Source organism: Staphylococcus ureilyticus (assembly GCF_002902235.1).
GTDB classification, from domain to species: domain Bacteria; phylum Bacillota; class Bacilli; order Staphylococcales; family Staphylococcaceae; genus Staphylococcus; species Staphylococcus ureilyticus.
The window spans coordinates 18753-38582 of sequence record NZ_PPRL01000152.1; the positions used below are offsets into that span (position 1 = coordinate 18753).

At 33.1% G+C, this 19830-nt stretch carries 18 protein-coding genes; 17 read left to right on the forward strand and 1 reads right to left on the reverse strand.

The window, feature by feature from the left end; translation table 11 throughout:
• Positions 1-40: 40 nt before the first annotated feature.
• Positions 41-1600 (forward strand): ribonuclease Y, encoded by a 1560-nt coding sequence (gene rny / locus CD150_RS12515; RefSeq protein WP_019468711.1) that lies wholly within the window; start codon positions 41-43, stop codon positions 1598-1600.
• 409 nt (positions 1601-2009) lie between these two features.
• Here rny and CD150_RS12520 read toward each other — a convergent pair whose 3' ends face one another.
• Positions 2010-2225 carry a hypothetical protein gene (locus CD150_RS12520; protein ID WP_046208610.1) on the reverse strand — a complete coding sequence of 72 codons (216 nt, stop codon included), beginning with the start codon at positions 2223-2225 and terminating at the stop codon, positions 2010-2012.
• A 166-nt stretch (positions 2226-2391) separates the two neighbouring features.
• Between CD150_RS12520 and CD150_RS12525 the strand changes: the two genes are divergently transcribed.
• The 16 genes from CD150_RS12525 to CD150_RS12600 all read left to right on the forward strand — a co-directional run bounded on the left by CD150_RS12525 (position 2392) and on the right by CD150_RS12600 (position 19796).
• Positions 2392-3183: a TIGR00282 family metallophosphoesterase gene (locus tag CD150_RS12525; RefSeq protein WP_046208609.1), complete on the forward strand. Its 792-nt coding sequence runs from the start codon at positions 2392-2394 to the stop codon at positions 3181-3183.
• Between the two features lie 110 nt (positions 3184-3293).
• A complete protein-coding gene (locus CD150_RS12530) occupies positions 3294-5054 on the forward strand; it encodes a 2-oxoacid:acceptor oxidoreductase subunit alpha (protein ID WP_046208608.1) in 1761 nt (586 codons plus the stop codon).
• Positions 5055-5921, forward strand: a complete 867-nt coding sequence (locus CD150_RS12535) for a 2-oxoacid:ferredoxin oxidoreductase subunit beta (RefSeq protein ID WP_046208607.1) — start codon at positions 5055-5057, stop codon at positions 5919-5921. It begins immediately after the preceding gene.
• A 144-nt stretch (positions 5922-6065) separates the two neighbouring features.
• A complete protein-coding gene (locus CD150_RS12540; protein ID WP_073342260.1) occupies positions 6066-6686 on the forward strand; it encodes a poly-gamma-glutamate hydrolase family protein in 621 nt (206 codons plus the stop codon).
• 119 nt (positions 6687-6805) lie between these two features.
• A complete protein-coding gene (locus CD150_RS12545) occupies positions 6806-7429 on the forward strand; it encodes a poly-gamma-glutamate hydrolase family protein (protein ID WP_073342258.1) in 624 nt (207 codons plus the stop codon).
• A 68-nt stretch (positions 7430-7497) separates the two neighbouring features.
• The gene (locus CD150_RS12550; protein WP_064209022.1) at positions 7498-7896 is read left to right on the forward strand and encodes an RrF2 family transcriptional regulator; all 399 of its coding nucleotides are present in this window, start codon (positions 7498-7500) and stop codon (positions 7894-7896) included.
• 108 nt (positions 7897-8004) lie between these two features.
• Positions 8005-8904, forward strand: coding sequence for an NAD(P)/FAD-dependent oxidoreductase (locus tag CD150_RS12555; RefSeq protein WP_073342256.1), 900 nt, complete (start codon positions 8005-8007; stop codon positions 8902-8904).
• Positions 8905-8987: 83 nt separating this feature from the next.
• Entirely contained in the window at positions 8988-9284 is a 297-nt protein-coding gene (locus tag CD150_RS12560; protein WP_073342254.1) for a thiamine-binding protein, read from the forward strand.
• Between the two features lie 384 nt (positions 9285-9668).
• On the forward strand, positions 9669-11210 hold the full coding sequence (gene miaB / locus CD150_RS12565; RefSeq protein ID WP_073342252.1) for a tRNA (N6-isopentenyl adenosine(37)-C2)-methylthiotransferase MiaB: 1542 nt from the start codon (positions 9669-9671) through the stop codon (positions 11208-11210).
• Positions 11210-11569, forward strand: coding sequence for a YlbF/YmcA family competence regulator (locus CD150_RS12570; RefSeq protein WP_073342250.1), 360 nt, complete (start codon positions 11210-11212; stop codon positions 11567-11569). Before miaB ends, CD150_RS12570 begins: the two co-directional genes overlap by 1 nt.
• Before the next feature lie 34 nt (positions 11570-11603).
• Positions 11604-12092 carry an energy coupling factor transporter S component ThiW gene (gene thiW / locus CD150_RS12575; RefSeq protein WP_073342248.1) on the forward strand — a complete coding sequence of 163 codons (489 nt, stop codon included), beginning with the start codon at positions 11604-11606 and terminating at the stop codon, positions 12090-12092.
• A 435-nt stretch (positions 12093-12527) separates the two neighbouring features.
• The gene (gene mutS, locus CD150_RS12580) at positions 12528-15149 is read left to right on the forward strand and encodes a DNA mismatch repair protein MutS (protein WP_438829867.1); all 2622 of its coding nucleotides are present in this window, start codon (positions 12528-12530) and stop codon (positions 15147-15149) included.
• A gap of 15 nt (positions 15150-15164) precedes the next feature.
• Positions 15165-17126, forward strand: a complete 1962-nt coding sequence (mutL, locus tag CD150_RS12585) for a DNA mismatch repair endonuclease MutL (protein WP_103161644.1) — start codon at positions 15165-15167, stop codon at positions 17124-17126.
• 13 nt (positions 17127-17139) lie between these two features.
• Positions 17140-17673 carry a glycerol-3-phosphate responsive antiterminator gene (locus CD150_RS12590; protein WP_046208731.1) on the forward strand — a complete coding sequence of 178 codons (534 nt, stop codon included), beginning with the start codon at positions 17140-17142 and terminating at the stop codon, positions 17671-17673.
• A gap of 107 nt (positions 17674-17780) precedes the next feature.
• Positions 17781-18806 (forward strand): S66 family peptidase, encoded by a 1026-nt coding sequence (locus tag CD150_RS12595; RefSeq protein ID WP_103161645.1) that lies wholly within the window; start codon positions 17781-17783, stop codon positions 18804-18806.
• 171 nt (positions 18807-18977) lie between these two features.
• Positions 18978-19796: an MIP/aquaporin family protein gene (locus CD150_RS12600; protein ID WP_064209016.1), complete on the forward strand. Its 819-nt coding sequence runs from the start codon at positions 18978-18980 to the stop codon at positions 19794-19796.
• Positions 19797-19830 lie beyond the last annotated feature (34 nt).

Below are 19830 nucleotides of genomic sequence, written 5' to 3' on the forward strand. Positions count from 1 at the left end.
TGATATACAGAGCAAAATCCTAGAAAAAGGGGGTGTTTGTGTGAATTTATTAAACCTCCTACTCATTTTGCTAGGTATTATTCTCGGAGTTGTTGTAGGGTATATTATTGCCCGAAATATATTGCATCAAAAGCAATTACAAGCAAGACAAACTGCAGAAGATATTATCGAACATGGTAATAAAGAAGCAGAGAATATTAAGAAGGAAAAGCTCCTTGAAGCTAAAGAAGAGAATCAAATCTTAAAAGAGCAAAGTGAAAATGAACTTCGTGAAAGACGCGGTGATCTTCAAAGGCAAGAAGCACGACTTCTTCAAAAAGAAGAAAACTTAGAGCGAAAATCTGATCTTTTAGATAAAAAGGATGAGATTTTAGAGCAAAAAGAGTCTAAACTTGAAGAACGACAACAACAAGTAGATGCAAAAGAGAGTAGTGTTCAGTCATTAATAAATAAGCATGAACAAGAATTAGAACGCATCTCTGGTCTCACTCAAGAAGAAGCTGCTAACGAACAACTTCAAAGAGTCGAGGAAGAATTGTCACATGATATTGCAATACTTGTTAAGGAAAAAGAGAAAGAAGCAAAAGAAGCAGTCGATAAAAATGCAAAAGAATTATTAGCAACTACTGTACAACGGTTAGCTGCAGAGCATACTTCAGAATCTACAGTATCAGTTGTTAATTTACCAAATGACGAAATGAAAGGTCGAATTATTGGTAGAGAAGGTAGAAATATAAGAACGTTAGAAACGTTAACTGGTATTGATTTAATTATAGATGATACACCAGAAGCAGTTATTCTATCAGGTTTTGACCCAATTAGACGCGAAATTGCAAGAACTGCATTAGTAAATCTTGTTTCAGATGGACGTATCCATCCTGGAAGAATTGAAGATATGGTTGAAAAAGCTCGAAAAGAAGTTGACGATATTATAAGAGATGCTGGTGAACAAGCAACATTTGAAATTAATGTGCATAATATGCATCCAGATTTAGTTAAAATTCTAGGTCGTTTACAATATCGTACTAGCTATGGTCAAAATGTGTTAAAACATTCTATAGAGGTTGCCCATTTAAGCGGCATGTTAGCGGCTGAATTAGGAGAAGATGTTACATTAGCCAAACGTGCTGGACTACTTCATGATGTTGGTAAAGCTATCGACCATGAAGTTGAAGGCAGTCACGTTGAAATTGGTGTAGAATTAGCTAAAAAATATGCTGAAAGTGAAACAGTATTAAATGCTATACATTCACATCACGGTGATGTAGAACCAACTTCTATTATTTCTATATTAGTTGCAGCAGCAGATGCACTATCAGCTGCAAGACCAGGTGCTCGTAAAGAGACCCTAGAAAATTATATTAGAAGGTTAGAAAGACTAGAAACACTCTCAGAAAGTTATGATGGTGTTGAAAAAGCATTTGCAATCCAAGCTGGTAGAGAAATTCGAGTTATCGTATCACCAGAAACTATCGACGACTTAAAGTCACACCGCTTAGCAAGAGATATTAAGAGTCAGATTGAAGATGAACTTCAATATCCTGGCCATATAAAAGTGACAGTTGTTCGTGAGACTAGAGCAATTGAATACGCAAAATAATAAATAAGAACTTAATTAAGTTACGGAATAACTGCTAGTAGAGATGTAAAATTTTACTAGCAGTTATTTTTAGTTTGTAAAACCGATATTATTAAGAAGTATAGTTAAAGTAAAAATACATTGTGGTTAACTTCACACTTTTTCGATTTAACATATTTCACTCGTAACAGCTGACACTTGGATTGGATAGAATGATTTATTTGTGAGAGCTATTGCAAGCTCGGATTATGTAAACCATATTACAGCACAATCACACTCGTACATGGTACATGCTTTAATTCAAAAGACTAGGTTAGAAATCTGGAAAAAATAAAGGAGTCTAGGATGAACAATAATGTTCCCCAGACTCCTTTGTTTTGAAACTAAACACTATACTTCAGTCTCTTTTATTACTGTGAATTACGTTAAGTTATTTTAATTCTAAATCTACTTTACTTAATTCTTTAATTACTTCGGCAGTGTCATAACAATTTGTGGAGATATTGGCATATCTTTCAGCAAGTCTATAAGCATTGATATATAACTCCAAGCTATCTTTAGCAATCTCCTCCGGATTGTCACTATTTGAAGGGTTTGCAGAAACAACTAAATCAGCAAAATGTTGTGGATCAATATTAATTGACATATCTTACATACAACTCCTATTTTTTTGAAATGATACATAACTACAATATAAATATTACCACCAATCATAAATTTAAAACAAAGTAATGTTTATGAATATTTATTAAAGAGCCTTTTCATCATCGTTAATTTCAATTAAACTAACAGTAAGAGAGGATGACACGTAAATGAGAATTTTATTTATTGGGGATATTGTTGGTAAAATAGGTAGAGAAGCTATTTCAAACTATTTGCCCAAGTTGAAACAAACTTATAAACCTACGGTTACAATCGTAAATGCAGAAAATGCAGCACATGGTAAAGGTTTGACTGAAAAAATATACAAATCTTTATTAAGAGAAGGCGTTGATTTTATGACAATGGGTAATCATACATATGGTCAACGACAAATTTATGATTTTATAGAAAATGCCAATCGCATGGTTCGCCCTGCCAATTTTCCAGATGAAGCACCTGGTGTTGGTATGCGCTACATTCAAATTAACGAAATCAAATTGGCTATCATTAATTTACAGGGACGAGCATTTATGCAAGATATTGATGATCCATTTAAAAAAGCTGATGCGTTAGTAACTGAAGCAAAAAAAGAAACAGATTATATCTTTGTTGACTTTCATGCTGAGACGACTTCAGAAAAAAATGCAATGGGATGGTATTTAGATAATAGAGTTAGTGCTGTTGTCGGCACGCATACACATATCCAAACTTCAGATGAAAGAATATTACCTGGAGGCACAGGATATATTACAGATGTAGGTATGACAGGATACTATGATGGTATTCTTGGTATTAATCGTGAAGAGGTGATTACGCGTTTTATCACAAGCTTACCACAAAGACATGTTGTTCCTGACGAAGGTCGTAGTGTATTATCAGGTGTGATTATAGATTTAAATAAAGATGGTAAAACAAAACGTATCGAACGTATTCTTATCAATGATGACCATCCTTTTAAATAATCGTCCATTAGTATGAATTTTAAAATAAACCGCTCTTTTCATAGTAAAAGCGTGGTTTGTTTTGGTATGATGAAATATGAATTATTATAACCACTAGGAGGCTAGATGATATGAAATCTCAAGTATCATGGAAAGTGGGCGGACAACAAGGGGAAGGCATCGAATCAACAGGTGAAATCTTTGCCACTGCTATGAACCGTAAAGGATACTACTTATATGGGTATCGTCATTTTTCAAGTAGAATCAAAGGCGGTCATACAAATAATAAAATTAGAGTATCAACATCACCAGTACATGCAATTAGTGATGATTTAGATATATTAATCGCATTTGATCAAGAAACAATTGAAGTGAACCACCATGAGATGCGTAAAGACAGTGTGATTATTGCTGATAGTAAAGCTAAACCAGAAAAACCTGAGCATTGTGACGCACAATTGGTTGCGCTACCTTTTACTGCCACTGCGAAAGAATTAGGCACTACTTTAATGAAAAATATGGTCGCGGTTGGAGCGACTTGTGCAGTAATGAACTTAGACATTTCAGATTTTGAGACACTTATCACCAATATGTTTACTAAAAAAGGTGATAAAGTTGTAGAAATGAATATTGAAGCATTGAATGAAGGTTACCGTTTAATGAACGAACAATTAAGTCATATTGATGGTGATTTTGTTTTAGAAAAAACAGAAGGTACACCACATCTATATATGATTGGCAATGATGCGATAGGTCTAGGTGCGTTGTCAGCTGGTTCTCGATTTATGGCAGCTTATCCTATTACACCAGCATCTGAAATCATGGAATATATGATTGAAAATTTACCCAAAGTTGGGGGGACTGTTGTACAAACTGAAGATGAAATCGCTGCGGCAAATATGGCAATAGGCTCTAACTATGCTGGCGTACGTGCATTTACAGCGAGCGCTGGACCTGGTCTTTCACTCATGATGGAAGCAATTGGCCTTTCTGGTATGACGGAAACGCCATTTGTTGTAATTAATACACAACGCGGCGGTCCGTCCACTGGATTGCCTACCAAGCAAGAACAATCAGACCTTATGCAAATGATCTACGGTACGCATGGCGATATACCTAAAATAGTTGTAGCACCAACAGATGCTGAAGATGCATTTTACCTTACGATAGAAGCTTTTAATCTTGCTGAAATGTATCAATGCCCGGTCATTATTTTAAGTGATTTACAATTGTCATTAGGTAAACAAACTGTAGAATCATTAGATTATAATAAAATTGAAATAAACCGAGGAGAAACGATTCAATCGGATATAGAAAGAGATGAAGATGATAAAACATACTTCAAACGATATGCGTTGACTGAAAGTGGGGTCTCTCCAAGACCAATCCCTGGAGTTAAAGGGGGCATCCACCATGTCACAGGTGTGGAACATAATGAAGAAGGTAAGACAAGTGAAGCAGCTGATAACAGACAACAGCAAATGGATAAACGGATGCGAAAAACAGAACATCTATTGATCAATCAACCTGTAGAAAATAATGCAGTCCATGATGAAGCAGACATACTTTACTTAGGTTTCATCTCTACTAAAGGTGCGATTCAAGAAGGTAAAGAAAGGTTAGAGCAACAAGGATTGAAGGTTAATCATTTACAAATCAGACAACTACATCCTTTCCCAAGCAAAACGATACAAGAAGCGGTTGATAAAGCTTCAAAAGTTGTCGTTGTGGAACATAACTATCAAGGACAACTTTCCAATATATTAAAAATGAATGTGAACGTTGGAGATAAATTAATTAATCAAACGAAATATGATGGTACGCCATTCTTACCAAATGAAATAGAAGCCAAAGGATTAGAAATTGCCAAAAATTTAAAGGAGTTGGTATAAGTGGCAACATTTAAAGATTTTAGAAATAATGTGAAGCCCAATTGGTGCCCAGGTTGTGGAGATTTCTCTGTTCAAGCAGCTATTCAAAAAGCAGCTGCAAATGTTGGGCTAGAACCTGAAGAAGTTGCAATTATAACAGGTATCGGGTGTTCAGGCCGCTTATCAGGTTATGTTAATTCATACGGTGTACATGGGATCCATGGTCGTTCATTACCATTAGCACAAGGCGTGAAAATGGCTAATAAAGACTTGACCGTAATTGCCTCTGGTGGTGATGGTGATGGGTATGCGATTGGTATGGGACATACGATCCATGCGTTGCGTAGAAATATGAACATGACATATATAGTGATGGATAACCAAATCTATGGTTTAACTAAAGGACAAACATCACCTTCATCAGCACAAGGGTTTGTGACTAAATCTACGCCTAAAGGTAATATTGAAAAAAATGTTGCGCCATTAGAACTTGCGTTGTCTTCAGGTGCTACATTTGTTGCACAAGGTTTTTCTAGTGATATTAAAGGATTAACTAAAATGTTGGAAGATGCAATTAACCATGACGGTTTTTCATTCGTTAACGTATTCTCTCCATGTGTAACATATAATAAAGTCAACACTTATGATTGGTTTAAAGAAAATCTTACAAGTATTGATGAAATTGAAGATTTTGATGCGACCGACAAACAAAAAGCTACTCAAAAGGTTTTAGAGTATAATTCATTACTTAAAGGCATTGTATATCAAGACACGGAAACACCTTCTTATGAATCTCAAATTGAAGAAATAGAAGGTACAGCATTAGCCAAAAAAGATATTCACCTTGATGAACAACAATTTAAAGACTTAACAAAACAGTTTGTATAATCGTTTATCTACTTAAATAATAATCAATAGCGTAAAATAACTAGCTGATCACAAAAGATGATTTTCATAGAAAAAATCATTGTTTTATATTTGTGAATCAGCTAGTTTTATATTTATATACGAAAAATGGAAGGTTAGAGAGATATGGTTGATTACTTTAAAACAATGACGGAATTATTAACTTACACAAATGAAGATAAAGATTGGGAAATTCAAACGTGTGAAAGAGATTCACCAGTACTTATTACTGCTGTCCATGGCGGTGCTATAGAAAGAGGAACTACTGAAGTTGCACAACATTTAAGTGAAACAGGTAACTATAGTTTTTATAGTTTTAAAGGTGTAAGAAAAAATAAAAACAATGAACTTCATGTAACTTCAATTCATTTTGACGAGCCAAAATTACAAAAGATTGTGACTGAACATGCTCAAGTTATATCTATACATGGTTGCATGGGTAAGAAAAATGAAGTGTATATCGGTGGTAGAGATAAATCACTGATTGCGCAAATAAAACAAACGTTAAATGAAACAGGAATCGTTACAAAGGATGCACCTTCTCATATTTCTGGTAAACAACAGGATAACTTTGTGAATTGTGGTCAAAAAGGTATGGGGGTACAGTTAGAATTGACTGTTAACTTTAGGAAGCATTGTTTTGTTAATAAAAAATTTGATTTAAAAGACCGAGAAAATCGTTCGAACTGGTCAACCTATTTAGAAGCGTTTTCAAAAGCTATGATTAAAGCAATCAATAATCAGTAATAGTTAACTGTAAAAATTGAGTTAATAAATTATCAAAAACTTAACAGTGATTTAAAATAATGGACGCTAAAATGTGGTATACAAAAAGTGTACATATAAAAAATTGAGGGGGATAATCAATGGCTGATCAATTTAAATCTATGACGGAATTAATGCAGCTAACAGAGGAAAATACGGATTGGATTATTAATTCAATTGACCGAAATAGCAACGTTATCATAACTGCAATTCATGGCGGAGCAATAGAACCTGCTACTACCGAATTGGCGGAATTAACAGCTGAAAAAGGTGGTTTTGACTACTTTACGTTTAAAGCAATTAGAACAAAAGGTAATGCAGAATTACATGTGACGTCCAGAAATTATGATGAACCTAAATTAATGAAAATGATTGCAAATAATCAATATGCCATCGCGATACATGGTTGTAAAGGTGAAGATGAAATTGTCTATATGGGTGGTAAGGATGAGCAATTAATGGATGAGATGACGGCAGAATTTGAAAAATTAGGGATAATAGTCAGACAAGCCCCATCACATATGTCTGGTGCGCATGATGACAATATTATAAATTGCTGTAAAACTGAGAAAGGTGTCCAACTCGAGTTAACCTCAGGAATAAGAAAGAAATTGTTTGAAAATGAACGTTATAATAAAAAAAGTAGAGAGAACAGTAGTAACTGGGCTCAGTTTATGTATGATTTTGCAGATGCAATTATTAATGCTACTAAAAATTTAGTGTAATATTGAAAAAGAAAAACAAATAAGTTATTATAGATTTATTATATCTATAATAGGAAGATGATAAATTTATGAAATTTTCAAAAGCGACTGATTATGCTTTACATGCACTGTTATTTATGATTAATAATCAAGGTGATCAAAAAAAGATTCCTGTACAAGACTTAGCATCAGTTTTAGGTGTTTCTACAACTTATTTATCAAAAGTAATGACACGTTTAGTTAAGCGTAATATCATTTCTGCTAGTAGTGGTGCTAAAGGCGGATATCAATTAAAGAATGGATGGGATTCAGTATCTATCTATGAAGTCATTGTTACGATAGATGGGGAGCAAAGTTTATTAGAAGACACTTTTAATCATGATGAAGGCTGTCCTATCAAAGCTATAATGGAAGATGCTGAAACAACTTTGGTAACAACTTTGAAGCAAAAGAAACTATCGAGTCTGCTAAAACCTGTAGTTAAATAATTTTATAGTATAGAAATAGCAAAGCATAAACTATTTCTATACACTTTTTTAAAACTATTATAGATATTAAAAGTCTTTAATAGACGTGTAAATAAAAGGAGTGGAATGATGGAATATGAAGTAATTGTCATAGGCGGTGGCCCAGCAGGTATGAGCGCTGCCTTGAATTTTGGTAGAGGAATGATGCATACATTAGTCATTGATGAAGATAAACCACGAAATAAAGTTACTCAATTATCACATGGTTATTTAACGCAAGATGGTATTTCTCCACAAAAATTTAAACAACAAGCTATAGAAGATGTATCCAAATACAAAGATGTATCCATAGTGAATGCAAGGGTCGTAGATATTATACAAATTGAATCCGGATTTAAAGTATCAACAGCATCAAAATCCTATACAGCCAAGCAAATACTTGTTGCTACAGGTGTTAGAGAACATTTACCTAAAATAAATAATATTGAATCCTTTTACGGTAAAACGGTATTTTATTGTCCTTGGTGTGATGGCTTTGAAATGAAACATACTCAATTAGGCGTATTTTACTCTGATAAAGATGTAATACACATTGTTAAATTATTGAGAAATTTTTCGAAAAAAATCACTGTATTTACTAATGGTATTGAAACGTTAGAGCCAGAGGCAATTAAATTTTTAGAACAACACCATATTGAGGTCTGTTCAACAACGATCAAAAAACTATTAGGAGATCAGGGACAATTAAAAGGAGTCGAATTAGAAGATGGTAGTGTCATAAAAATAGAAGGTGCATTTACACAAATGGGATGGGATACCGAATTCAATTTCCTAAATAATATATTGTTAGAACGTGATGAACAGGGCAAAATCAAATCATCACCATATGGAGAAACAAATATTAATGGATTATATGTAACTGGAGAGACTAAGGACAATTTTCCTAGCCAATTAATCGATGCGGCTTCAAATGGTGGTAACGTTGCTAAAAATATGATGATGTCACTTATAAACGAAACCTATCAATAAATAAACAAAGCTTTCGATTTCTATACCTTAAGTTAATGTTTTGGTAAACTGAAGGTAAGTAAAATTTAAGGGGTTGAACAAGTATGAATGATACTTTAATGAGTGTACAAATTATTCCTAAAACTGCTAATGGTGAAGATGTTATACCTTACGTAGATGAAGCAATTCAAGTGATCGATGATTCTGGTTTGGATTATCGCGTTGGACCTTTAGAAACAACTGTACAAGGTGAGATGAATGAATGTTTAATATTAATCCAAAAGCTTAATGAGCGAATGGTAGAACTAGAAATACCAAGTACTATCAGTCAAGTGAAATTTTATCATGTTCCAGAAGGTATAACGATTGAAACTTTAACTGGAAAATATGATGAAATCTAAGTAGTTTTCTTGATAGTAAGGTATTGCATTATGATATTGTAAAATTAAAATTAAAGTCGTAACTATAAGGTACATCGTTTATTTAATAAATGTTATTAAATGATACGTAAGTGCCTTATTTTTGTATCATTATTTTATTAAAAATGTTTGTTATTGGACAAAGTATATTTAATCAAGATGGTTTTTATTGTAAAATGTACTTTTGAAATCAACATTCATTATTGTAGATGACTTTTGCACTTTATTGCTAAATTTAATATAATGAAATAATGATTATAGATAAAGTTATAGAACTTTGAACGACTCGATTGTAAAACAGCGAGATAAGATCTATTTTAATGCGTTTGTTCATAGTTTTTATGATATAGAAAGGGTTTTGTTAGCGTGAATGAAGAACAAAGAAAGCAAACTTCTATAGATGTTTTGGCCGAGCGCGATAAGAAGACAAAAGATTATAGTAAGTATTTTGAGCATGTATACCAACCACCAAGTTTAAAAGAAGCACGTAAACGTGGTAAAGAAAAAGTACATTATAACCGTGATTTTCAAATCGATGAAAAATATCGTGGTATGGGTAAAGGTAAAACATTTTTAATAAAAACATATGGTTGCCAAATGAATGCACATGATACAGAAGTAATGGCAGGTATTTTAAGTGCTTTAGGTTATCAGCCAACAGAAGAAATCGATGAAGCGGATGTTATTTTAATTAACACTTGTGCAATTCGTGAAAATGCAGAGAATAAAGTGTTTAGCGAGATTGGCAATTTAAAACACTTGAAAAAAGAAAAACCTGAAACAGTTATTGGTGTTTGCGGTTGTATGTCTCAAGAAGAATCAGTCGTGAATAAAATATTAAAATCATATCAAAATGTGGATATGATTTTTGGTACGCATAATATACACAGACTGCCTGAAATACTCGAAGAAGCTTATCTCTCAAAAGCAATGGTGGTAGAAGTTTGGTCTAAAGAAGGCGATGTAATTGAAAATTTACCTAAAGTCAGAAAAGGTAATATAAAAGCATGGGTTAATATCATGTATGGCTGTGACAAATTCTGTACATACTGTATTGTGCCATTTACACGAGGTAAAGAGCGTAGTAGAAGACCACAAGATATTATAGACGAAGTTAGAGATTTAGCTCGTCAAGGATATCAAGAAGTTACACTATTAGGTCAAAATGTTAATTCATACGGTAAGGATATTGATGGATTAGAATATGGACTTGGCGACTTGCTAGAAGATATTTCGAAAATAGATATTCCTAGAGTACGTTTCACTACGAGTCACCCATGGGATTTCACCGATCGTATGATAGAAGTGATTGCTAACGGTGGAAACATCGTTCCACATGTGCATTTGCCCGTACAATCAGGAAATAATGCTGTTCTTAAAATTATGGGACGTAAATATACTAGAGAAAGCTATCTAGATTTAGTCAATCGTATTAAGTCAAAAATACCTGATGTTGCTTTAACAACAGATATTATTGTAGGCTATCCAAATGAAACAGCAGAACAATTTGAAGAAACATTGACTTTATATGATGAAGTAGCATTTGAACATGCATATACGTATATTTATTCTCAAAGAGATGGCACGCCAGCAGCTAAAATGAAAGATAATGTACCATTAGAGGAAAAAAAGTCAAGATTACAACAGTTAAATAAAAAAGTAGCCTATTATTCTGAACAAGCTATGGCACAATATGAAGGCCAAACAGTACAAGTTCTTTGTGAAGGTGCTAGTAAGAAAGATGATACTGTACTTGCAGGTTATACGAATAAAAATAAACTAGTTAATTTTAAAGCACCTAAAGAAATGATTGGAAAGATTGTTGATGTAAAAGTTGATGAAGCTAAACAGTTTTCATTGAATGGTACGTTTTTAGGCGTTAGTGAAAAAGCAGTGGTGACACAATAATGTATGAAAAAGATGAAATATTGGCAGAGGCAGATAAACTCAGGCAACGTATTCAATCATTAGACACTGTTAAAGAATATCAAGCGATTGAACAGCAAATTCATCAAAATAAAAATATTGAAACACGTATGAAAGACTTGAAAAAAACGCAGAAACAGTCTGTTAATTTACAAAATTATGGTAAACAGCAGGCACTGCGTCAGTCTGAAGATAAAATTCAAGATATCGAGCAAAACCTCAATATTATACCTATTGTTGAAGAATTTAGAGAATCACAAGCAGAGGCAAATGACTTATTGCAAATGATGATTAGTACGATGTCAAACCGTTTAAATGAAATTCAACAAGATAAAGATTAATGCATAATCCATATGTAGAAAGGAAATGAGCAATATGAAAACAAGAAAATTAACACTGACTGCGATATTGATTGCCATAAATGTAGTGTTAAGTAGCATTGTTGTTATACCACTTGGGCCTATCAAAGCGGCACCTATACAACATTTAATCAATGTGATATGTGCGGTATTTGTGGGGCCTTGGTTTGGTCTGGCACAAGCGTTTATTTCTTCGCTGTTAAGAATGGTGTTTGGTACCGGTAGTTTCTTTGCATTTCCTGGAAGTATGGTAGGTGTATTATTAGCAAGTGGTTTTTACTATTATCGCAAGCATATTTTTATGGCAGCAATCGGTGAAGTTATAGGTACAGGCATCATTGGTAGTATTATGTGTATACCATTAGCCTGGGTATTAGGTTTTGCTAACTTTGCTGTCAAGCCTTTAATGATAGCTTTTATTGCTTCAAGTGTGATTGGTGCAATGATTAGTTATGTTATTTTAATGGTTATGAAAAGAAAAGGCATCTTAAAACGATTCTTATAAATATGAAAAGGTTAAGTTTCATTGCTTTTAACATATCAACGATTTAATTATAATTTAGATTTGTAATTAACTAATTGTATGTGCAAATGAAGCTTAATCTTTTTTATTTTATAAATATCATTCATCAAGTAGTTAATTGACAACATTGTACACCAATCCTAATTTGTAAGCATAAGCGTAAAAACTAAAGTTATGTTAAAATTTAAGAGTTAAATGGACAATAAAAATATCGAAATATGGTTTAAAAGTACGAAATAATATAAGAATAGAAACACTAGTTATAAAGTAAAAATAGCAATCAGTTAAACAAGTGAGCAACCATCTGATTTAATGATATAACATACATAAGTAATAGTTTATTTAATGTATTGTAAATAATAGTAAGAAACTAATAGAAGGATTGTGAAAGATTAAATGACTAACCAAACGCCAATGATGCAACAGTATTTAAAAATAAAATCACAATATCAAGATTGTTTATTATTTTTTAGATTAGGCGACTTTTATGAAATGTTTTTTGAAGATGCGAAAGAAGCTTCTAGAGTTCTAGAGATTACATTAACAAAGCGTGATGCTAAAAAAGAAAATCCTATTCCTATGTGTGGGGTCCCTTACCACTCAGCAGATGGCTATATTGAAACATTAATTAATAATGGATATAAAGTAGCTATTTGTGAGCAAATGGAAGATCCTAGACAGACAAAAGGAATGGTAAAACGTGAAGTTGTTAGAATCGTTACGCCAGGTACGGTTATGGATCAAGGTGGCGTAGATGAAAAACAAAATAATTATATTTTGAGCTTTGTACAAATAAATGACTGTTATGCATTAAGTTATTGTGATGTGTCTACGGGAGAACTAAAAGTAACTTCCTTTAACGATCAAGCTACATTAATAAATGAAATAACAACCATTAATCCAAATGAAATCGTAGTAAATGAGCATATTGCTGAAGAACTAAAACGTCAAATAAGTTTAACAACTGAAACGATTACAGTATTGAATGAAATATCAGATGCACATTATGCAGTAAATACTAGTAATGAACAATCTTTATACAATGCGACTCAGTTATTACTTGATTATATTTTTCATACGCAAAAACGAGATCTATCTCATATAGAAACTGTTGTTAAATATGAAGCAGTAGATTTTATGAAAATGGATTTTTATGCAAAAAGAAATTTAGAATTGACAGAAAGTATTCGTCTGAAAAGTAAAAAAGGAACATTACTATGGCTGATGGATGAAACTAAGACCCCTATGGGTGCAAGAAGATTAAAACAATGGATTGATAGACCGTTAATTCACAAAAATCAAATTGAATCACGTCTAGATACAGTTGAGCAATTTATAGACTTTTTTATAGAGAGAGATACATTGAGAGAACATCTTAATCAAGTATATGATATCGAGCGCTTAGTCGGTCGAGTGAGTTATGGTAATGTAAATGCTAGAGATCTAATTCAACTCAAACATTCAATTTCTGAAATACCCAATATTAAGCAATTATTAGATCGCTTAGATACAGAAACTACTGAGCAATTTAAAGCACTTGAACCATTAGATGAGCTGTTAGCATTATTAGAAAATAGTTTGAAAGAAGAACCGCCAATATCTGTTAAAGAAGGTGGATTATTCAAAAAAGGGTTTAATCAGGAGCTAGATGAATATTTAGAAGCATCGAAAAATGGTAAAACTTGGTTGGCTGAACTTCAGACTAAGGAGCGTCAACGCACTGGTATTAAATCACTGAAGATTAGCTTTAACAAAGTGTTTGGATACTTTATTGAAATTACAAGAGCCAACTTGCAAGGTTTTGACCCTTCTGCATATGGTTATCATCGTAAACAAACCTTATCAAATGCAGAACGGTTTATTACGGATGAATTAAAAGAAAAAGAAGACATTATATTAGGTGCTGAAGATAAAGCGATTGAATTAGAATATCAATTATTCGTTGAATTACGTGAACAAATAAAGACATATACAGAACGCTTACAAAAACAAGCAAAAGTTATTTCTGAATTGGATTGTTTGCAAAGTTTTGCCGAGATAGCACAAAAATATAATTATGCAAGACCTGCATTTAGCGAAGACAAAACACTTAAATTAACAAATTCGAGACATCCTGTTGTAGAACGCGTTATGGATCACAACGACTATGTGCCAAATGATTGTAATTTAGATCAAGATACGTTTATCTATTTAATCACTGGACCTAATATGTCTGGGAAATCTACTTATATGAGACAAGTTGCAATCATAAGCATTATGGCACAAATGGGTGCTTATGTGCCGTGTGAAACAGCTGTATTACCAGTTTTTGATCAAATATTTACAAGAATTGGAGCTGCAGATGATTTAGTTTCTGGTAAAAGTACATTTATGGTTGAGATGTTGGAAGCACAAAAAGCACTCGCTAACGCTACAGAAAATAGTTTAATTATTTTTGATGAAATAGGTAGGGGAACCTCTACTTATGATGGATTAGCATTGGCACAAGCAATGATTGAATTCGTGGCACATACTTCTCATGCTAAGACATTATTCTCTACACATTATCACGAGTTAACAACATTAGATCAGTCGTTGCCTTCGTTGAAAAATGTTCATGTTGCAGCAAATGAATACAAAGGTGAGCTTATCTTCTTACACAAAGTTAAAGACGGGGCTGTCGATGATAGTTATGGTATCCAAGTTGCGAAGTTAGCACATTTACCAGAAGCAGTTATATCACGCGCACAAGTGATTCTAGATGCATTTGAACAAAATAATAATCATGGACAAGCGACAAATGAACAAATGAACGTTATTAAATCGGGCGTGGAAGCACCGCCGATAGAAAAATCATTTGTATCTGAAAACGAGCACAGCTATAACGATGACAAGCAAGCACAAAGTAGCCACCAATTTGAACAAGCAGCTTTTGATTTATTTGATTATCCTGCGGTACAAAGTGAAGTTGAGACTGAAATTAAGCAATTAAATTTATCGAATATGACACCGATAGAAGCTCTAGTAAAACTTAGTGAATTACAAAAACAGTTAAAATAGAGGTGAGGTCATTCAATGGGTAAAATAAAAGAATTACAGACATCTTTAGCAAATAAAATAGCAGCCGGTGAAGTAGTAGAAAGACCTGGATCGGTTGTGAAAGAATTATTAGAAAATGCAATTGATGCTCAAGCGACAGAAATAAACATAGAGGTTAAACAATCAGGAGTCGCTTCTATACGTGTGGTTGACAATGGTACTGGTATAGAAATCGATGATTTAGACTTAGTATTCCATCGCCATGCAACAAGTAAATTAGATGCAGATGATGATTTGTTCCATATTCGCACATTAGGATTTCGCGGTGAAGCTTTAGCTAGTATTTCTTCAGTTTCTAAGGTGACATTGAAAACATGTACAGATAATCAAGAAGGCCAAGAAATTTATGTGGAAAATGGGGAAGTTTTAAATCGAAAACCAGCTAAAGCAAAAAGAGGCACAGATATTTTGGTAGAGTCATTGTTTTATAATACGCCAGCACGTTTAAAATATATTAAAAGTCTCTATACAGAACTTGGAAAGATTACAGATATCGTGAACCGTATGGCTATGAGTCATCCTGATATCCGTATTTCACTAGTTTCTGATGGTAAAACAATATTAAAAACAAATGGATCAGGTAGAACAAATGAAGTCATGGCAGAAATTTATGGTATGAAAATTGCAAAAGATCTAGTTCATGTAACGGGTGATACAAGTGATTATCATTTAGAAGCTTATTTTGCAAAGCCAGAACATTCTAGAAGTAATAAGCATTATATTTCTATCTTTATTAATGGCAGATATATTAAAAACTTCTTATTAAATAAAGCAATTTTAGAGGGCTATCATACTTTATTAATGGTTGGTCGTTATCCAATATGCTATATCAATATTGAAATGGATCCGATATTGGTAGATGTTAATGTGCACCCAACTAAACTAGAGGTAAGGTTATCAAAAGAAGACCAGCTTTTTGAATTAATTGTGACGAAAATTCGTGAAGCATTTAAAGATCGTATTTTAATTCCTCAAAATGATATGGATAAAATGACGAAGAAAAACAAGGTATTAGACCAATTTGAGCAACAGAAAATGGACTTCGAAAAACGGCAACAACAAAATAACCTTGAGCAAAATGTTGAGCAATCAAGTGAACCAAACGTGAATAATGCAAATAACGCAAGTGTAGACAATTCAACCTCCTATATAAATCAACCGGATAATGAACGAAGCGGCATTCAGGAGTCACAAAATGATTATGATGATTATAAGAAAATACAAAATGATTTGCTTTATGATTTAGAAACGACAAGTAGTGATTCTACTGATAACGAAGTATCAACTACGGATAACATTTTACAACACAGTGGTGAAGAAGATATTAAAGGGCGCGTGAGTGCTTCGCCAACACGTAGAATACCTTATATGGAAATTGTTGGACAAGTGCATGGCACTTACATCATCGCTCAAAATGAAAATGGTATGTTTATGATTGATCAACACGCAGCTCAAGAAAGAATAAAGTATGAATATTTCAGAGAAAAAATTGGTGATGTTGTAAATGAAAGTCAAAATTTATTGATTCCATTAACTTTCCATTTTTCAAAAGATGAATTAATGATAATTAATCAATATAAAGATGAATTAGATAAAGTAGGCGTGCATTTAGAACCATTTGGTGGACATGATTACATTGTAGATAGCTATCCAGTATGGTTTCCTAAAGAAGAAGCTGAAGAAATCATCAAGGATATGATCGAATATGTATTAGAACATAAAAAAGTTGACGTAAGAAAAATTCGTGAAGAAGCTGCGATTATGATGAGCTGTAAAAAATCAATCAAGGCTAACCACTATCTAAAAAATAACGAGATGGCAGATTTAGTTAATCAATTGAGAGACACTGAAGACCCATTTACCTGTCCACACGGTAGACCCATTATTATTAATTTCTCAAATTATGAATTAGAACGCCTATTTAAACGTATTGTCTAAGGAGGAATTCATGTTGAAACCGCATATTTTGCCTGCAGTTCGCTCAATGAAAGATTTAGAAAAATTAACGATGACCGATTACAAGGCATGTGTCATGTTAGATGCGCATATCGGACATGTTAAAAGTATTATGGGTCTATTAAACAAGAATAAGATTGAAACATACATGCATATCGATTTAATCAAAGGTATGAGCCATGATGAATTTGCTTGTGAATATATCATTCAAAATTATCATCCTAAAGGCATCGTTTCAACTAAGACAAAAGTAATTAATAAAGCAAAATCATTAAATACTACAACCGTGTTCAGAGTGTTTGTATTAGATAGTCATGCACTATCTAGAAGTATCGAATTGATTAAGCGTGTAGAACCAGATTTTGTGGAAGTTTTACCTGGTATTGCTACTAAAGCAATACGTATCATTAACGAAGAAACGAATACTGCAGTAATTGCAGGTGGGCTCATAAATAGCAAAGAAGAAGTAGATGTTGCAGTTTCAAATGGTGCAAAATATATTACAACTAGTGACCGATCACTATGGTAATCGAATCATGTATTGTCACTAAAATGATAAAAATTTAACTATTTCCATATTATTGATTCATTTATTTGTAATCAATCGTTGTGAACGAGTATAAGGGGATGACGACAATGATAAAACCAAAGCAATTGAAAGTAGGAGACACAGTAGCAATTGTGTCTCTTTCTTCTGGTTTAGCAGGTGAAAGTAATATGTTATGGCGAACTCGACAAGGCATTCAACGTTTGGAAAATGAATTTGGCTTAAAAGTCAAAGTAATGCCACATGCATTAAAAGGTGTAGCGTTTATTCACAATCATCCAGAATGTAGAGCTAAAGATTTAAATGAAGCAGTAAAAGATCAAGAAGTTAAAGCTATTATTAGTTGTATTGGCGGAGAAGATGCGATACGTATTTTACCTTATGTAGATTTCCAAGCAATTGCAAACAACCCTAAAATATTCAGTGGTTATTCAGATACAACAACAGTACATTTGATGTTTTATAAAATGGGAATAGTTAGTTTTTATGGTCAGGCATTACTTACTGACTTTGCAGAAAATATAGCAATGGATACATATACAGTGGAGAATATTAACAAGTGTTGGTTTAATACAAATAAAATAGAACCAGCATTTTATATGAGACCATATGGATTAAAATGGAATAAACAAAACAAATATACATGTAGAGCTAAAATAGAACAAAAAGGATACGAAATATTAAATGGAAATAAAAAAGTGAGCGGACACCTTTTAGGTGGAAATCTAGAAACTTTTGTTGATTTAATGCATACATCAATATTTCCTGAAATTGAAGCATTTAATGGTGCAATATTATTTTTAGAAACCTCAGAAGACACACCGACACTTGATATGTTTGCTAAATATTTAGAGGAATTGCTGAAGCAAGGGATTTTAAATCACCTGAATGGTATGATTTTTGGTAAGCCATTTAATAATGTATATTATGAAAATTATAAAAAAGAGATATTAAAAATAATTAAAAAAAGCAATAATCCTAAAATGGTAGTTTTTTATAATTTATCATTTGGTCATAATGAGCCCAAACATGCGATTCCTTATGGGTTAACGGCACAAATTGACCCATTGACTAGTCAATTTAGTATTGATGAAAATAGTGTGATATCAACTTGAGTTGTGACAACTTTTTTACAAAGTATTTGACAACGCTTACAACAACGGTGTAAGATGTACACAAGTTAATATTTAGAACAGAGATGGGAGATTTCTACAGTAATTAAACCGGTGGTTCACAACTGGATATAATTGTAGGGGTCTCCCTGTCTTATTTTAGGAGGAGTCTTTATGAGTGAATATTTTGCTGAATTTTTGGGAACAGCAATACTTATACTATTTGGGGGAGGGGTTGTTGCAAACGTCAACTTAAAAAGAAGTAATGGGAATGGCGCAGATTGGATTGTTATTGCTACAGGTTGGGGATTAGCAGTTACTATGGGAGTGTACGCGGTAGGTAATATTTCAGGTGCACATTTAAATCCTGCAGTTACTTTAGCATTTGCCATGGATGGTGCCATTAGTTGGGCTATGGTGCCAGGCTATATTATCTGTCAAATTCTAGGTGGTATCGTTGGTGGTGCATTAGTTTGGTTAATGTATTTAGCACAATGGAAAGCCACAGAAGACCAAGGCACAAAATTAGCTGTATTTTCTACAGCACCTGCCATTAAAAACTATTTTGCAAACTTCATGAGTGAAATTATTGGTACAGGTATTTTAACAATGGGGCTTTTATTCATTGGTATGAACAAAATTGCTGATGGTTTAAATCCATTAATTGTCGGTAGTTTAATCGTTGCAATTGGATTAAGTCTAGGTGGGCCAACAGGTTATGCAATTAACCCAGCTCGTGATTTAGGTCCACGTATTGCACATGCGATTTTACCAATCGCAGGTAAAGGTGATTCTAATTGGTCATATGCAATTGTACCTGTGTTAGGACCTGTAACTGGTGGTATGATTGGTGCAGTGATTTACAGATTATTTTACAAAGGTGCATTTGATACAATGTCGGTAGTTGCTATCGTATTATTAATTATCACACTTATTTTAGGCGTAACGTTAAATAAAGCGAAAAATGCTAAAGGTATAGAAACTATATATTAATTACGTTTAATTTAAGTGTATTTACGTTAAAATA

Coding starts and splice junctions, on each gene's coding strand:
- CD150_RS12570 (WP_073342250.1), top strand. CDS start 11,210: ATGTATGAAAAAGATGAAATATTGGCAGAGGCAGATAAACTCAGGCAA.
- CD150_RS12550 (WP_064209022.1), top strand. CDS start 7,498: ATGAAATTTTCAAAAGCGACTGATTATGCTTTACATGCACTGTTATTT.
- CD150_RS12555 (WP_073342256.1), top strand. CDS start 8,005: ATGGAATATGAAGTAATTGTCATAGGCGGTGGCCCAGCAGGTATGAGC.
- CD150_RS12600 (WP_064209016.1), top strand. CDS start 18,978: ATGAGTGAATATTTTGCTGAATTTTTGGGAACAGCAATACTTATACTA.
- CD150_RS12545 (WP_073342258.1), top strand. CDS start 6,806: ATGGCTGATCAATTTAAATCTATGACGGAATTAATGCAGCTAACAGAG.
- mutS (WP_438829867.1), top strand. CDS start 12,528: ATGCAACAGTATTTAAAAATAAAATCACAATATCAAGATTGTTTATTA.
- CD150_RS12525 (WP_046208609.1), top strand. CDS start 2,392: ATGAGAATTTTATTTATTGGGGATATTGTTGGTAAAATAGGTAGAGAA.
- CD150_RS12540 (WP_073342260.1), top strand. CDS start 6,066: ATGGTTGATTACTTTAAAACAATGACGGAATTATTAACTTACACAAAT.
- CD150_RS12595 (WP_103161645.1), top strand. CDS start 17,781: ATGATAAAACCAAAGCAATTGAAAGTAGGAGACACAGTAGCAATTGTG.
- CD150_RS12560 (WP_073342254.1), top strand. CDS start 8,988: ATGAATGATACTTTAATGAGTGTACAAATTATTCCTAAAACTGCTAAT.
- mutL (WP_103161644.1), top strand. CDS start 15,165: ATGGGTAAAATAAAAGAATTACAGACATCTTTAGCAAATAAAATAGCA.
- CD150_RS12520 (WP_046208610.1), bottom strand. CDS start 2,225: ATGTCAATTAATATTGATCCACAACATTTTGCTGATTTAGTTGTTTCT.
- CD150_RS12530 (WP_046208608.1), top strand. CDS start 3,294: ATGAAATCTCAAGTATCATGGAAAGTGGGCGGACAACAAGGGGAAGGC.
- thiW (WP_073342248.1), top strand. CDS start 11,604: ATGAAAACAAGAAAATTAACACTGACTGCGATATTGATTGCCATAAAT.